The 15,594-nt window shown below is 65.1% G+C and carries 14 protein-coding genes, 1 tRNA gene and 1 riboswitch; of the genes, 9 read left to right on the top strand and 6 right to left on the bottom strand.

The features are described 5' to 3' along the window. The first annotated feature begins 51 nt into the window (after window positions 1-51). The gene (locus A5699_RS03675; protein WP_067765533.1) at window positions 52-1,389 is read left to right on the top strand and encodes a dipeptidase; all 1,338 of its coding nucleotides are present in this window, start codon (window positions 52-54) and stop codon (window positions 1,387-1,389) included. Here the strand turns inward: A5699_RS03675 and bcp are convergent. Next, the gene (gene bcp / locus A5699_RS03680; RefSeq protein ID WP_067765570.1) at window positions 1,378-1,851 is read right to left on the bottom strand and encodes a thioredoxin-dependent thiol peroxidase; all 474 of its coding nucleotides are present in this window, start codon (window positions 1,849-1,851) and stop codon (window positions 1,378-1,380) included. The two genes, A5699_RS03675 and bcp, sit on opposite strands and share 12 nt — an antisense overlap. Window positions 1,852-1,956: 105 nt before the next feature. Here bcp and A5699_RS03685 point away from each other — a divergent pair, with 105 nt between their 5' ends. Continuing rightward, on the top strand, window positions 1,957-2,184 hold the full coding sequence (locus A5699_RS03685) for a DUF3618 domain-containing protein (RefSeq protein ID WP_067765572.1): 228 nt from the start codon (window positions 1,957-1,959) through the stop codon (window positions 2,182-2,184). 1,087 nt (window positions 2,185-3,271) lie between these two features. Next, the gene (locus tag A5699_RS03690) at window positions 3,272-3,454 is read left to right on the top strand and encodes a hypothetical protein (protein WP_067765536.1); all 183 of its coding nucleotides are present in this window, start codon (window positions 3,272-3,274) and stop codon (window positions 3,452-3,454) included. Window positions 3,455-3,546: 92 nt separating this feature from the next. Here A5699_RS03690 and A5699_RS03695 read toward each other — a convergent pair. After that, a tRNA-Lys gene (locus A5699_RS03695) sits at window positions 3,547-3,622 on the bottom strand. Between the two features lie 147 nt (window positions 3,623-3,769). Here A5699_RS03695 and A5699_RS03700 point away from each other — a divergent pair. After that, complete coding sequence (locus A5699_RS03700; RefSeq protein WP_067765539.1) at window positions 3,770-4,990, top strand: Ig-like domain-containing protein; 1,221 nt, start codon at window positions 3,770-3,772, stop codon at window positions 4,988-4,990. A gap of 6 nt (window positions 4,991-4,996) precedes the next feature. Here the strand turns inward: A5699_RS03700 and A5699_RS03705 are convergent, their stop codons facing one another. Continuing rightward, the gene (locus tag A5699_RS03705; protein ID WP_067765543.1) at window positions 4,997-5,479 is read right to left on the bottom strand and encodes an ATPase; all 483 of its coding nucleotides are present in this window, start codon (window positions 5,477-5,479) and stop codon (window positions 4,997-4,999) included. Continuing rightward, window positions 5,476-6,174, bottom strand: a complete 699-nt coding sequence (locus A5699_RS03710; protein WP_067765546.1) for a DUF899 family protein — start codon at window positions 6,172-6,174, stop codon at window positions 5,476-5,478. The genes A5699_RS03705 and A5699_RS03710 overlap by 4 nt, the downstream gene beginning before the upstream one ends. Window positions 6,175-6,327: 153 nt before the next feature. Here A5699_RS03710 and A5699_RS03715 point away from each other — a divergent pair, with 153 nt between their 5' ends. Both A5699_RS03715 and A5699_RS03720 read left to right on the top strand, forming a co-directional pair. Beyond that, window positions 6,328-7,101, top strand: a complete 774-nt coding sequence (locus tag A5699_RS03715; RefSeq protein ID WP_067765549.1) for an SDR family oxidoreductase — start codon at window positions 6,328-6,330, stop codon at window positions 7,099-7,101. A gap of 4 nt (window positions 7,102-7,105) precedes the next feature. Further along, window positions 7,106-7,294, top strand: a riboswitch (cobalamin riboswitch). Window positions 7,295-7,359: 65 nt separating this feature from the next. Continuing rightward, window positions 7,360-9,024, top strand: a complete 1,665-nt coding sequence (locus A5699_RS03720) for a PPE family protein (protein WP_067765552.1) — start codon at window positions 7,360-7,362, stop codon at window positions 9,022-9,024. On the opposite strand, the gene A5699_RS03725 is transcribed toward A5699_RS03720, so the two are convergent. Next, window positions 8,975-12,049 carry an RND family transporter gene (locus A5699_RS03725; RefSeq protein WP_082957558.1) on the bottom strand — a complete coding sequence of 1,025 codons (3,075 nt, stop codon included), beginning with the start codon at window positions 12,047-12,049 and terminating at the stop codon, window positions 8,975-8,977. The genes A5699_RS03720 and A5699_RS03725 overlap by 50 nt on opposite strands. 148 nt (window positions 12,050-12,197) lie before the next feature. Between A5699_RS03725 and A5699_RS03730 the strand changes: the two genes are divergently transcribed. Both A5699_RS03730 and A5699_RS03735 read left to right on the top strand, forming a co-directional pair. Then, a complete protein-coding gene (locus A5699_RS03730) occupies window positions 12,198-13,466 on the top strand; it encodes a glycosyltransferase (protein ID WP_067765575.1) in 1,269 nt (422 codons plus the stop codon). A 58-nt stretch (window positions 13,467-13,524) separates the two neighbouring features. Next, on the top strand, window positions 13,525-14,205 hold the full coding sequence (locus A5699_RS03735) for an O-methyltransferase (RefSeq protein WP_067765578.1): 681 nt from the start codon (window positions 13,525-13,527) through the stop codon (window positions 14,203-14,205). 10 nt (window positions 14,206-14,215) lie between these two features. Here the strand turns inward: A5699_RS03735 and A5699_RS03740 are convergent, their stop codons facing one another. Next, window positions 14,216-14,791: a class I SAM-dependent methyltransferase gene (locus A5699_RS03740; RefSeq protein ID WP_067765558.1), complete on the bottom strand. Its 576-nt coding sequence runs from the start codon at window positions 14,789-14,791 to the stop codon at window positions 14,216-14,218. A 243-nt stretch (window positions 14,792-15,034) separates the two neighbouring features. On the opposite strand from A5699_RS03740, the gene A5699_RS03745 reads away from it, so the two are divergent. Then, a partial coding sequence (locus A5699_RS03745; RefSeq protein ID WP_231965557.1) for a polysaccharide pyruvyl transferase family protein occupies window positions 15,035-15,594 on the top strand: 560 nt, incomplete at its 3' end.

Consider the following 15,594-nt stretch of genomic DNA (forward strand, 5'->3'; position numbering starts at 1 on the left):
GTACATCTGCGTCTGCTCGCGGGGGATGCGGGACCTACTACGCTCGTCACCATGAGTGATGTGGTGGCGCGGGTGCAGCGGGTGTTGCCGTCGGTGCGGTCCGACCTCGAGGATCTGGTCCGCATCCAATCGGTATGGGCCGACCCGGCCCGCCGCGACGAGGTGCACCGTAGCGCCGAGGCAGTCGCAAAGCTGTTGTCCGAAGCGGGTTTTCCCGAGGTCCGGATCGTCAGCGAAGGGGGCGCCCCGGCCGTCATCGCGCACTATCCACCGCCGGCCGGAGCGCCCACCGTGCTGCTGTATGCCCACCATGACGTACAGCCCGAAGGCAATCCAGCCCAGTGGGACTCCGCGCCGTTCGAGCCCACCGAACGTGACGGACGGCTCTACGGTCGCGGCACCGCCGACGACAAGGCCGGTATCGCAACACATCTGGCCGCGATCCGGGCCTTCGACGGCAAGCCCCCGGTGGGCATCACGGTCTTCGTCGAAGGTGAAGAGGAATCCGGATCGCCGTCCTTGGGTGCCCTGCTGTCCGCACACAAAGAGGCCCTGGCCGCCGACGTCATCGTCATCGCCGACTCGGACAACTGGAGCACCGAGATCCCGTCGCTCACGGTGACCCTGCGGGGCCTGGCCGACTGTGTGGTCGAGGTGGCCACCCTGGACCACGGTCTGCACTCGGGCCTGTGGGGCGGGGTGGTGCCCGACGCGCTGAGCGTGCTGGTGCGGCTGTTGGCCAGCCTGCACGACGACGACGGCAACGTCGCAGTCGCCGGTCTGCACGAAGCGTCCGCGGCTGACGTCGACCGCGGGCCCGACTGGGTCCGGCAAGAGTCCGGGCTGTTGGACGGCGTATCCGAAATCGGTTCGGGCTCAGTGGTGCAACGCATGTGGGCCAAACCGGCGATCACCGTCATCGGGATCGACACCACGCCCATCGACAAGTCGTCGAACACCCTGATCCCGCGGGCGCGCGCCAAGATCAGCATGCGCGTGGCGCCCGGCGGCGACGCTCACGCCCATCTGGCGGCACTGACCCGTCACCTCGAGGCGCATGCGCCCTGGGGTGCCCAGGTCACCGTCACCCCGGGCGACGTCGGTCAGCCCTATGCCATCGACGCCACCGGGCCGGTCTACGACGCCGCGCGTGCGGCGTTCCGTACTGCCTGGGGCACCGATCCGGTCGACATGGGCATGGGGGGATCGATTCCGTTCATCGCCGAATTCGCCGAGGCGTTCCCGGCCGCGACGATCCTGGTGACCGGGGTCGAGGACCCCGCCACCCAGGCGCACAGCGTGAACGAAAGCCTGCACCTGGGTGTGCTGGAGAAGGCGGCGACGGCCGAGGCGTTACTGCTGGAGAAGCTGGGGCAGTCAGACCGATAGGTCGCGGCGCAACTTGGCGACGTGGCCAGTGGCCCGCACGTTGTACTGCGCGACGGCGATCTTGCCCTTTTCGTCGACGAGGAACGTCGAGCGGATCACACCCTGAACGGTCTTGCCGTACATGGTTTTTTCACCGAATGCGCCCCAGGCCGTGAGCACCTCACGGTCAGGGTCCGACAGCAACGGGAAGGTCAGCCCTTCCTTGTCGCGGAACTTGGCCAACTTTTCCGGCTTGTCCGGAGAGATGCCCACGACATCGAGGCCGGCACCGTTGAGTTCGGCGAGGTTGTCGCGGAAGTCGCACGCCTGCTTGGTGCAACCGGGGGTCGACGCGGCCGGGTAGAAGTAGACGATGACCTTGCGGCCCTTGTAGTCGGAGAGCTTGACGACGTTGCCGTCGGCGTCGGGCAGGCTGAAAGCCGGGGCGGTGTCTCCCACCTCCAGGCGCGGGGTTGGCGGCATGCGTGGGTATCCCTTCTTGTCGACCGGTTCCGTCGTCACGGGACCGGCTGATCTAGGGTAGTGCGGCAGGGCAGCACGACATGGAGCGGCTTGGAGGAGCACACAGTGGCGAACCGGGACCCGGAGAGCATCAAGCGGGACATCGATCAGGCTCGCGATCAACTGGCGTTGACTGTCGACTCCCTGGCCGAGCGGGCCAACCCGCAGCGGCTGGCCGACGATCTCAAGTCGGCGGTGATCGGTTTCGTCAAGAAGCCCGCCGTCACCGCCTCATTGGCCGGCGCGGGAGTGCTGGTGGTGGTCATCGTCATCCGGCGGATCAAGCGCCACTGAGCCTGACGAGCCGCTCAGCGGCTCAAGCCGATACGCCGCTCAGCGGCTCAAGCCGATACGCCGCTCAGCGGCTCAAGCCGATACGCCGCTCAGCGGCTCAGGCCGATACGCCGCTCAGCGGCTCAGGCCGATACGCCGCTCAGCGGCGGCGGAACAACAGGAAATCCGCCAACGAAAAACTCGGCGGATTGGCGACACGTCCGAGCCGGTTGCAGCTGTGCACCATGACCGGTTGGTGTGCCGCAACAAAAGCGGAGGTTGATCTAGCCGTAGGTTCGATGCCACCTGCGGTAGCCATCAGCTAACACCTCTCATCTTGGCGTATTCGCCCAGCGATGCCGAGTCGCAACGAATCAGCTAACGCGAGGCTAACACAGGTTCCAGCGTCTGACCAGCGAAACTACAGGTTCACAATGCTTGACAGTAACTTGCATAGGCGTCAACATTCGGTCGATTGTCGCTCCCGCCCATTCCTGCCCCGATTGTCAGCACATAAACTCAAGCCGTTTGGCATTGTTTTGTCCGGCGGCGACGGCCCGTCTGTCGCAAAGCTCGTGGGCCTGCGTCGACCTGTCGAACGGGCCGCGCGAGCCTGCTCGGGGCGGGGTGCGGCCGGCGGCAATGTTTGCTGAGGCAATCGCATGAGGTGCCGTGTCGGGATCGTCGCGCCGCAGATCTGACGCGGCAAATGATTGGCAAACGCGTTTCGCTCTGGTACACCCAGCCGCTCGGCGCAACGGGCGCATGAAGTACCGCGAAACCCGAAAACCGCTGAATTGCAGGGTCGGATCGGCTCTTTCTCGTGGAATCGGTTGCTAGCGTATAGGTGTCCAGCTAAGGTCGTCCTCGGGTCAGGATCGGGGTGGCGGACCCGCATCGCGATCCCGGCCGCAACACGGAACGATCGTGTGACAAGGGGGTATTGCGTTGCAGCTAACATTTATGCCGTTTGCCAGGACCGCTGCATGTGCTGTCGCCGGTGCAGTCGATCGCGACGGATCCGTCGCCATTCGCTGATAGACCCCATGGCTCATGTCGAACCTGTATGGCGACGTGAGCCGTGGTCACACCGACTGGAGGTAGCCATATGGCGCACGTGAGCGATGAAACCCTCGGCGACCTACGCCGGGAGCTCGATCGCTTCAAGAGCGAGCAGTACCGGGATCACGGCTACGCAGCCGCGCATCTGGCCGGGGCGGTAGAGATGCTGTTGGAAGAAGCCGAACCGAGTGTCGGCGACAGGCTTGCCGACGGGTCTCGAGCCAGATAGGCCAGCCAGATAGATCTCGGACAGTTGCGGCAACCCCGCACCGATCCTGCGCAGACCAAACACAAAAACCCTGCCGAGGCAGGGTTTTTGGTTGGTGCGCCGTCAGGGTTTCGAACCCCGGACCCGCTGATTAAGAGTCAGCTGCTCTACCAACTGAGCTAACGGCGCGCGTGAGAGACAATAACAGGACATTCCGCCAACCGTGAAATCCGCTGGTAGCGGCCTTCTGCCGCCCGCAGGATGCGCATCCGCGGCCGGTAGCCCTTAGACTATTGCCAAGAATTTGCTATCGACCGTACGAGGGGTGCGATCAACATGGGGCAGGTCCAGACAGTGACCCGTCCGTATCGGGATATCTTCCGGCGGACGGTTGTTGCCATGGTGCCCGCGATGATGCTGGCCTTGAGCGCCTGTGGCGGGTCGGAACCGCCGGACCCGCCGCCCGTGATCACCGACAAGGGCACGCCCTACGGTGATTTGTTGGTGCCCAGGGTCAAGGCCTCGGTGACCGATGGCGCGGTCGGGGTGAAAGTCGAAGCGCCGGTCACGGTGAGCGCCGAGAACGGTGTGCTCGGTGGCGTGACGATGACCAACGAAGACGGCGTCAGCGTCGCCGGCAAGTTCAGTCCCGACGGGCTGACGTGGTCGACCACCGATCCACTCGACTACAACGAGCAGTACACCCTCAACGCCCAGTCGCTGGGTCTGGGCGGCGTCACCAATCGCCGGATGCGGTTCGAGACACATTCGCCGGCGAACCTGACGATGCCCTACCTGCTGCCGAACGACGGGGAAGTGGTGGGCGTGGGTCAACCCATCGCCGTCCGCTTCGACGAGAACATCAGCGACCGGGTCGCGGCCCAGCGCGCCATCACGGTCAAGACCAATCCACCGGTCGAGGGTGCCTTCTACTGGCTCAACAATCGCGAAGTCCGTTGGCGCCCAGCCAAATACTGGAAGCCCGGAACCTCGGTGGACGTCACCGTCAACACCTACGGTGTCGAGTTGGGTGACGGATTGTTCGGTCAGGGCAATGTCACGACCCATTTCACGATCGGCGACGAGGTGATCGCCAGCGCCGATGACAACACCAAGACGTTGACCGTGCGGCGCAACGGTCAGGTGGTCAAGAGCATGCCGATCTCGATGGGCAAGAACAGTTCTCCGACCAACAATGGGATCTACATCGTCGGCGACCGCTTCGATCACATGGTGATGGATTCGTCGACCTACGGGGTGCCGGTCAACTCACCCAACGGTTATCGCACCGAGGTCGACTTCGCGACCCAGATGTCCTACAGCGGCATCTATGTGCACGGCGCACCGTGGTCGGTCGGCAGCCAGGGCTACAGCAATGTCAGCCACGGCTGCCTCAATGTCAGCACGGCCAATGCCCGCTGGTTCTACGAGAACACCAAACGCGGTGACATCGTCGAGGTCGTCAACACCGTCGGCCCGGTGTTGCCGGGCACCGAGGGCCTGGGGGACTGGAACATCCCCTGGGAGCAATGGCGCGCCGGCAACGCCAGCACCTGATCGAGGCTATCTGAGCGAGCGTTCCAGTGCGCCAAGCGATTCGGCGAGGAAATCGGTGCCGAACGGCGGCATCCCGCCGATCTGCTCGCGGAAGCTGGCCGGAGTGTCGGTCCAGTCGTAGGTCAGCGTGACGTCGGTCTGGTCGCCATTCGGCGTCAGCTCGTAGTGCCAGGACCATCCACCCGGGTCATGCCGGCCTTGTGCGTCGAGCTGACCGGGCAGCCACGCGATGCTGCGATTCTCGTCGAACTCGCTCACCAGGTTGTGCATGACGTAGTGGCCGCCGGCCTGTGGCAGGAACATGTTGATCGCGAAGATCTGGCCGGTCGCGGTGATCGGCGCGGGATCGACTGCGTCCCGCACCCAGTCACCAGGCTCTGTGTCACAGTGGCGGGCCGGGTCGGCCAGGACGGCGAACACCTGGGCCGGGGAGGCCGGGACGGTGCGGGTGACGACGTAGCGCTCACGGGTGTCTGATGACGCGGTCATACGTGGTCCTTTCCGTAGATTCGGGCGATGTCGGGGCTGTCCAGCCAGCCCGAGTATGTGGGCTGCGACGGCCATCCTTCCGGTGAATCCAGCCATTCCTCCTGACGGCCGTAGGGCAGCAGGTCGATCAGGGCGAAGGTGTGGCTGAGTTGTTCGGTGCCGCGGCCGTTGGTGTGCCAGGTGCGGTAGACGGTGCTGCCGTCGCGCAGGAAGACGTTGACGGCAAAGCCGCCGTTGGGTGGGGCGTCGACGTCGGTACCGAAAGAACTCTCCGACGACGAGTACCAATCCATGCGGTTGCCGACCTTGTCGCGGTAGGCCAGCGCTTCCTCGATCGGGCCGTTGGTGACGATGACGAAACGGGCGTCGTAGTTGTCCAGGAAGTCCAGGCGGGTGAACTGCGAGGTGAAACCGGTACAGCCGCCGCACTGCCATTCGGCACCGTCGGTCCACATGTGGTGGTAGGTGATCAGCTGGGAGTGGCCATCGAACACGTCGGCCAGGCGTATCGGGCCGTCTGCGCCGATCAGCGTGTAGTCGGGCAACTCGACCATCGGTAACCGCCGCCGTGCGGCGGCGATCGCGTCCAACTCGCGGGTGGCTGCTTTCTCCCGTCGCCGTAGCTCGTCGAGTGCATTGCGCCAGGTCTGTTGGTCGACGATCGGAGGCTTTCCGCGCGTCGTCTCTGTCGTCATGGGGACTCCTAACTGCCGTCGGGTGAAACTCGGTCTTCCAAAGTGGACCCACCGCGCGACCGAAACTCATCGCACGCGGTACTGTCCGACGAGCGAAGGGTGACCTAAGACCTTGAGACACGTCTTGAGATGGACCATGGAGGTTGATCCAGAATGAGCAGCCAACGAGCCGACGCAGCCGGACTGCGTCTCCTCGTCGTCGGTGCCTCGTCGGGCATCGGCCACGCGGTTGCGATCAGTGCCACTGAACGCGGCGCCAAGGTCGCCGTGGCGGCGCGACGCATCGATCTGCTGAATTCCCTGGCCGAGGCCACTGGCGGAGACGCGTTCGAGCTCGACGTCGAGGACTCCGCGGCCATCAACCGCGTCGTCAACGAGGCCGCCGACGCACTGGGCGGTCTGGATGCCGTGGTGTTCACCAGCACAGTGATCCCGTTCGCCTACATCGAGGACACCGACGTGGCCACGTGGTTGCACGCGTTCAGCGTCAACACCGTCGGGGCCAACAACGTGTTGCGGGCCGCGGCGCCCCGGCTGTCGGAAAACGGTGTGGTCCTGGTGGCCTCCAGCTATGACGTCGGGCGTCCGCGCGCGGGTGTGGCAGCGTACAGCGCAAGCAAGGCCGCCCTCGACGAGATTCTGCATTCGTGGCGTATCGAGCACCCGGAGCTGTCGCTGCTGCGGGTCGGCATCGGCCCCACCGAGGACACCGAGATCCTGCGCGGCGCCGACCGCGACCTGTTGGACCAGTTGCTCAGGACGTGGGTGGCCCAAGGGGCGCTGCCCGCCCGGATGTCGGCCCTGGGCGATGTCGCCAACACCCTGGTGTCACTCGTGACGACCGCCTACGAAAACCCGACCGTGGTGCCCGAGATCGTGCAGTTGGCCCCGCGGATCAAGAAGGGCGCCGGGCGCGCGCAGAAGTAGCCCGAATCGGGACCGGCTGTGATGTGCCATAATTCGCCGGTTAGGTGATGACGACGTAGGAAGCCGGTGTGAATCCGGCGCGGTCCCGCCACTGTCATCGGGGAGCGACCCTCAACTGCCACGGCGCAAGCTGGAAGGCGAGGCGAGCTGTGATCCGAGAGCCAGGACACTCGCGTCATCGCATCCTGCTACCCGGGGCGGAGTACCCCGAGAGAGCTGACGACGACCCGTGTCCTTCGAAGCATGGGGCGGTCAGTGATGGCCGCCGCGATCTATCTGGCCTCGCCGCCCGAAGTCTGGTCCAGCCTGTTGTCCGCCGGACCGGGGCCGGGATCGCTGCTCGCAGCCGCGGGTGCGTGGACCGCCCTGAGCACCGAATATGCCGAGGTGGCCGCTGAGTTGACGGCGGTGCTGGCCGACGTGGGGGCGGGCGCGTGGGAAGGGCCAAGTGCGACAGCATATGTGGCGGCCCACGGGCCCTACCTGGCCTGGCTGACGCAACAAAGCGCCGAAAGCGCAACGCGTGCAGCGCAACACGAAACCGCGGCCGCCGCCTACGCCACGGCATTGGCCGCGATGCCGACACTGGGCGAACTGGCCGCCAACCACGCCACCCACGCGGTGTTGCTGGGCACCAACTTCTTCGGCGTAAACACCATCCCGATCGCCCTGAACGAAGCGGACTACGTGCGGATGTGGATCCAGGCCGCCACCGCGATGCAGGTGTACGACGCTGTCGCCACCTCGGCGGTGGCGGCATCGCCGGAAAGCGTTGCGGCACCAGAGATTCTGAAGCCGTTCTCCCTGACGTCGGCCTCCGAGGCGCCGCCGGACCGGCAGGACGACTATCTGAACTGGCTCGATCAGATCGGCTACACCGACTTTTACGACCAGGTCCTGGATCCACTGATCCAGGCGTTGAACAACGATCCGTTCTTCTCGGAACTATTCGCCGGGATCGATCCGTATCTGCCGTGGACCGGCAACCCGTTGAGCTTCTTCCATCCGCTCAACCTGGCCTTCGCGCTCGGCTATCCGATGGACATCTCGCAGTATGTCGCCTACCTGTCACAGACCGCCGCGTTCGTCGCGGCGGATATCGGGTTGGCGTTTGCCTCGGGCAATCCGGTGGCCATCGCCTACACGTTGCTCTTCGGCGCCGGCGCGATGTTCGTGGCGTTCACCACCGACACGATCGCCCTGGTGAAGACGTTGCTGGAGTCGGTGCTCGTCGCGGCCCTGCCCGCGCTGCTACCGATGTTGGCCGCAGCGGTTGCCGCCGCGCCGGTGTTGACGGCCGGAGGTGTCATCGGCGCGGCCGGACTTGCGGGACTGCACAACGCGCTTCCGGTGGTGCCGATGGCTCCGCCCGCACCGCCGCCCGTCGGGCTCGCCCTCACGCCCAGCCCGGCGCCCCCGACTGCGCCGTCGCCCGCCCCCACGTCGTCGGTGGCCTCGGCACCCGCAGCCCCGTCGGCTCCGCCGGCCTCTCCGCCGACGCCGACGGCACCACCGACGTTGGGCAACCTTGATGCGTTGGGCTACATGGCCGCCGCACTGTCTGCCGAAGCCCGGCAGTCGGCGCGCAGCCGGGCCCGCCGGACGGCGTCCGCACCGCAGGACGCCGAGATGCCGGCCGCGGTGCGCGCCGTGGAACCCAAGAAAGAACGGACGGCGCGACGCCGCCGGGCCAAGGCCCAGCAGCTTGGTCGACGCTACGAGTATCTGGACTCCGGGTCCGAAGAGTTGGCGGATGTGACGCCGTCGGATCAGGGTGCCGGGCAGATCGGTTTCGCTGATACCGACTCGAAGAGCACCGCCGGGCGGCCGGCCGGTTTGGCTGCCCTGGATGGTGATTCGTTCGGCGGCGCCGTCAAGGCTCCGATGCTGCCGAGCTCGTGGCAGGACGATCGCTCGGGTTGAACTCGTTCGGCCCCGACTTCGTCGTGGGCGGCTTGGTCGGCCACCAACTTGCCTTACCGATCAACACCGCGGTGGCCGGCACGGTGATGGTGCGTACCAGGAAGGTGTCCAGGAGCAGGCCGACGCCGATGATGAAGCCGATCTGCATGGCGGCCGTGAGGCTGCTGAAGGTCAGGCCGAACATCGATGCGGCGAAGATCAATCCGGCCGACGTGATGACTCCGCCGGTTGCGCCGATCGTGCGGATGACCGCTGTGCGCATCCCGCGTTCGGACTCGTCGCGGATTCGTGAGATGAGCAGCAGGTTGTAGTCGGCACCGACGGCGACCAGCACCAGGAACGCCATTCCCGGGACCGTCCAGACGATCTCCTTACCGAGCAGGAACTGGAAGAAGATCACCCCGATCCCCAGTGCCGACATGTAGGACAGGACGACCGACAGGACCAGGTAGATGGGCGCGATCAGCGAACGTAGCAGTGCGGCGAGGATGAGGAAGACGACGACGAGGGTGACGATGATGATGAACCGGATGTCGCCGTCGTAGTAGTTGCGCATTTCGTTCTGTATCGACGAGAAGCCGACCAGGGAGATCTTGGCATCCTCCAATGTCGTGTTGGGGCGGGCACTTTCGGCGGTCTTGACGATCTCCTTGACCTGGTCCATGGCCTCGGTCCCGAACGGATCGAGTGAAGTCTGCACGAGGTAACGGACGGTGTGTCCGTCGGCGGAGACGAAAAGCGCTGCCGCCTTGTTGAATTCCTCCTGGGTCAATATCTGTGGAGGAATGTAGAAGCCAGACATCTGGGGGTCGGCTGCGTCCCGCTTCATCGCCAACAGGAACTCCGAGGCCTGATCCAGGCCCTGACCCATGTTCCTGGTCTGATCGACGAGAAGTTGTACGCCGTCGGCGAGTTGACGGCTGGAATCGGCCAGCAGATCCGCACCCTGCTGCAACTTGCCGAGCTGCTGCTGGATGCCGGTGTCGGTGTCGAGACCGAGTTCGCGTGCCGACTCCGTGGCTTCGGTGATGGTTCGGCCCAGCCCCTCGACGGCCTCGTCGAGGGTCTCGCTGCCCTCTGTGGACTCCAACTGCCGGCCGAGTTCGGCGAACTTGTCGAGGGTTCCGTTGTTCTTGGCATCCACGATGTGCTGGAGGTCGGCCCGCGCCGCGACACACGCCGGATCGGCGCTGCAGGCCGGACCGGCGTCGAGCGCGGCCACCACCGGTGCGGCCCACTTGTAGACGTCGGTGATCTGAGCCAGGTTGACGCCCAACGCACGGCCCAGCGAGCGCATGTTGGCCACAAGTTTGGCGGTCTGATCGATCTCGTCGAGGGTTTTGGCGCCGCCGTACTTGCGTTGCATGTCCGCCAACGCCCCGGCGAGCGGACGTACCGACAGGATCGCATTGCTCACCTGATTGCGCACCTCGCCCAGGGCGTCGGCGAGTTTGTGTGCGCCCCCGCTCAACAGCGAGAGCCTGGGATCGTTGTCGGCGATGAGAGTGGACGCGTCGTTGAGCTTGCCGCCCACTTCGCCGGCCTGGTACGTCGCGCGGGCTTCCTTGAGCATCTCACCGGTCGGGCGGGTCACCCCGCGCACCATCTCGATGTCGGGCAGTTGGCTGACCCGGTGAGCCATCTGCTCCATGTCGGCCAATGCCTTTGGGCTGCGCAGGTCCCGCGGCGATTGGATCAGGATGAACTGCTGGACGGTACTGCTGACCGGGAAGTGCTTGTCCAGTGCCGCGTATCCGAGGTTGCTGTGTGCGTCGTCGGGCAGGTTCTTGCGGTCGTCGTAGTTGAAGTTCACCAGCAGCGCGCAGCCGGCCAGGGCGAGCAGTACGGCGAGGCTGGTGGCCAGGTGGACGACGGGCCTGCGCACGATGTGCACACCGGACCGTCGCCACCAGCGCCCGGTCAGATCCTTGCGGGGCTTCACCCAGCCGCGCCGCCCCACGAGCACGATGAGCGCGGGCAGCAGCGTGACCGAGGCCAGAAATCCGAAGCCGATCGTGACCGACAGGGCCGGACCGACCGTCGAGAAGACGCCCAGTTTGGTGAAAGCCAGCCCGAGAAAGGTGATGGCGACGGTGCCCGCCGAGCCGGCGATCACCCGTCCGATCGACTCGAGGGCCGCGACGACGGCGTCGTCGGAACTGAGCCCGGATCGGACACATTCGTGATAGCGGCTGAACAGGAAGATGGCGTAGTCGGTCCCGGCGCCCATCATCATCGCGGTCATCAACATCAGCGTCTGGGGACCCAGACCGATCAGATGAATCGCACCGAGACCCGCGACGGCCTGTTCGGCGACCACCAGTGCCACCGCCATCATCGCCAGCGGAAGCAGCATGGCCACCACGTTCCGATAGACGATGATCAAGATCGTCAGCACAATCAGGACGGTGGCGGCCTCGATGATGTGTTGATCTCGTTCACCCAGCTTGACGACGTCTTCGAACGTGGCGGCCGGACCGATCACCTCGGCCGACAACGAGGTGCCCGCGGTCGCCTTCCGGACCACGTCGACGACATGTCGGTAAGCCGTCTGGCCTTCAGCGGTTCCCATTGCCCCGCCCAGGCTGATCGGCAACTGCCAGGCTTTGTTGTCCTCGCTGGTCATTACCTGGCGAAGTTCGGGAATGCTCACGAAGTCCTGAGTCGAGAGCACATTGGCGGTGTCCGACCGCAGTGTGTCCACCAGTGAGCGGTAGGTCTGCTCATCCGCTGGAGTCAAGCCGTTCTCGTTGCTCAGGATCGCAATTGCGACATTTCCGCCGCCAGTTTCGTTGAACGCCTTCTGCATATCGTTGCCGGCAGCGAAGACTGCGGAGTCAGCGGGCAAGAAGCCGGGCGGATTTCGCTCCGCCACGGCATTGAGTTGGGGCACCGTCATCAACAGCACGCCGGCGAGCGCCAGCCACGCCGCGATGACCAGCAATGGGTGGCGGACGATGTACTTGCCCAAACCGGAGAATCCCACCCGCGAGAACGCATTCCGTGGCAAGCCGCACCGGAACATCTGCGTCATGCTACACGCGCGGAATGTCGGGCCGTGGGCCAAACCTGTCTCGGCCAACGGCTTTCATGATCAGGTCAGGGGGCGGTTGAGAACCCAGGTCAGCCCTTATAGCGTTCGAGTGTCCACGAATTCGCGAGCGGGGCAGATGATGAGATTTGCGGTGGCGGCCCACGGAACCCGTGGCGACATCGAACCGTGTGCTGCGGTGAGCTTGGAGCTTCGGCGTCGCGGACACGATGTGCGCCTTGCCGTCCCGCCCAACCTCGTCCCCTTCGTCGAGGGTGTCGGGCTCTCGCCGGTTGCTGTGTATGGGGTGGATTCGCAAAAACAGCTGGAAGCCGACGCTTTTCGGGATGCCTGGAAAATTCGCAATCCGCTCCGGGTGCTTCGTGAGAGCCGTGAGTACATGGTCCAGGGCTGGGCGCAGATGAGTGCCACCGCAGCCGAGTTGACCCACGGTGCCGACCTGGTCCTCACCGGCACCACATATCAGGAGGTGGTCGCCAACATCGCCGAGTACCAACGGATTCCGCTGGCCACACTGCATTTTTTCCCCCACCGGGCAAATAGCCAGGTTTTCCCCGTGCCGCTTCCCAGGCATCTCATCGGGCCGGCCTGGGGCGTCGCCGAGTGGGTCTATTGGCGGTTGTTGAAACAGGCCGAGGATACGCAGCGGCGGGAATTGGGTATGCCCGCAGCCAGGACCCCGTCGGTGCGGCGCATCGTCGAGCGTGGCGCGCTCGAGATACAGGCCTATGACGACGTGTTCTTTCCGGGCCTGCGCGAGGAGTGGCAAGACGATCGCCCGTTCGTCGGCGCGATGACGTTGGAGCTCGCCACGGCCCGCGACGACGAGGTGACGGCGTGGGCAACGGCGGGAAAATCTCCGATCTACTTCGGTTTTGGCAGTATGCCGGTGCGCTCGGCGGCCGAGGCCGTCAAGATGATCGCCTCGGTCTGTGCCGAACTGGGGGAGCGGGCATTGATCAGCTCGGGCGCCTGGGATCTCGACGATGTGTCCGTCGCCGACCATGTCAAGGTCGTCGGCGCGGTCAACCACGCCGCGGTGTTTCCGCTGTGCCGCGCGGTGGTCCACCACGGCGGGGCGGGCACCACGGCGGCCGGTCTACGGGCCGGAAAACCGACGTTGGTCCTGTGGGTGGGAGCCGATCAACCGGTGTGGGCCGCCCAGGTCAAACGCATGCAAGTCGGCACCGCCGAACGCTTTTCGAAAACCACACCGGCTTCACTGCTGGCCGGGCTGCAAACCGTGCTGGCCCCGCGGGCCGCCCGGCGCGCCCGTGAGGTGGCAGCCGGCATGACCAGACCGACCGACAGTGTCGTGGCGACAGCCGATCTCCTTGAGGCGGCGGTGCGCAAACACCGTGCGCTGAAAGCCCATACATCTTCGCGATGAGGGTGTGGTGGTCGAGCGCAGCACGCCGCCTGCGCGAAATCGTGGTTACACTGCGGAGGTGTTCAAGCGTGGCCTGAAATGGATTTCTCGCGGCGGCTGGATCGCCGATCTGCCCGGCCGCTTTCCCGCTGCGCCGCAGAAAGAACGGATCGAAGCCATCGCGGCGGCCAATCACGATCGGCTCGGGCCTCAGCATCTGGCCCCGGAATATGAGTTGCCAGAGGTGAAGTACACCCCGCGTGATGTCAGCTCACCGGGGTTCCAAGGTGATCTCTACGCCTGGCTGGTCATGCAACGTAAGCCACAGACGGTGGTGGAGTTCGGATCGGGTTTCGGGGTGTCCGGCATGTATTTCGCCGCAGGTCTGGAGGCCAACCGGTCCGGGCACCTGTACAGCTTCGAAATCAACGACTCCTGGGCGGACGTCGCGGAGCGGTCGATCTCAGAGTTGTCGAGCCGATTCACGTTGACCCGCGGGGCTTTTGAGGATCACGTCGGTACCGTCCCGGGACCGATCGATCTGGCTTTCGTCGACGGTATCCACACGTATGACTTCGCGCTCGAGCAGTGGAAGATCTTGCAGCCGCTGATGTCCCCGGGTGGTCTGGTGCTGTTCGACGACATCACCTACGGCCAGGGCATGCACGAGGCGTGGCTGGAGATCGGTAAATCCGACGCCGTCGCGGGGGCGGTGGAATTTCGGCGCAACAGCCGGCTGGGGCTGGTGGAGTGCCGGTGACGCGCGCTCTTCAGGACACGGCGTGTTGCGAAAAGACGAACAGCCGCTGATCTTCCCAGAGCTCCTCGTGCGGCGCCGCGTAGCCGCGGTCGGAGAACAGGCGCCGTAACTGCTCTGCGCTGTAGCTGTTCATCCAGCCGTGCTGCAGGCGCACGACGGCACCGCGTAGCGCCCGCAACGAGTGGGCGTCGGCCGGAGCGCAGGCATAGGACACCACGCAGGTCGCGACGCGGTCGGCCAGCCAATCCACCACCGCCGGCAAGTCGCGGATGTACTCGAGCACACCCATGAACACTGCGGCGTCGTAGACTCCGGCACCGATTTCGGGCAATGGCCGATTGTTGAGATCGGCGACGAGCGTTCCCGGACCACGGTCGACGATGTCGGACGGCACGTAGGTGCAGGACGGATTCAAATGGCGCTCCAAAACCCGCTTGGCTGCGCCGAACTCGATGACGCGGCTGCCGTGTGGGATCAGTTCCGCCGCCCGCTGGGTGCGGCTTTCCCACGACGCGTAAATGTTGCGGGGTTCTGCCCATCGGCGGTAATCGGTCTTTTGACGAAGGGCGCCAAGCGCTCTCAACATTTGCTGAAACTCCTCGAAACTGTGAAATTATGTGACAGAAGATTTCTTCGCCCTTGAGTGGCCGGTTTCCCTCCGAACTATGCGCCGCGCCTTTTGTTTTCGAAGGCTAACATCGACTCAGCCGTCCCGCGGCGGGTAGCCGATGGTTATCCAGTGCAGCCGCTGCGCAATTGCAGAGAAAGTCCTCTCATGAGTCTTAGCCGGGAAATCGATAGAGCCGCAATACCGCACGTAGCGGAACCGGTGGTGGGTTATCTGGGTTGGCACGGGCGGGGCAATCTGGGTGATGACGCGATTTATGAGGCGGTGCGTGCGCAGTTTTGCGGGGCGCGGTTTGTCGATCTTCCGGTGTTGTCGCGGGAGCGGTTGCAGGCGGTGGCTACGGGGCGGAGTCGGTTGTTGCGGCGCGCCACCCAGGTGGTCGGCGGCGGAACACTCGTGGGAACCCGCTACTTCCGGCGGCTGGTCCGACGGGGGATGTCCTCGACCAGCGGTGGCAGTTACGCCATCGGGGTGGGCGTCGACGACCCGGCCTTCCCACGACGGCAGAACGCCTCCGGCAGCGATGAGCTCAAGCGGTGGGTGCCGTTGCTGTCCCGGTTTCGGGTGGTGTCGGTGCGTGGGCCGCGTAGTGCTGAGTTGCTTGGCGGGGTGGGGCTGGATGTGGATGTGGTGGGGGATCCGGCGTTGTTGTTGCCTCGGCCGCAGGTGGTGGCGCGGGAGGGGCTGATCGGGCTGAATCTGGGCTTCGGCGATGACCTGTGGGGCCGCGATCCGGGGGCGGTGGCGGCGGTGCCTGCGCG

The organism is Mycobacterium sp. E802, from assembly GCF_001666875.1.
Taxonomy (GTDB): domain Bacteria; phylum Actinomycetota; class Actinomycetes; order Mycobacteriales; family Mycobacteriaceae; genus Mycobacterium.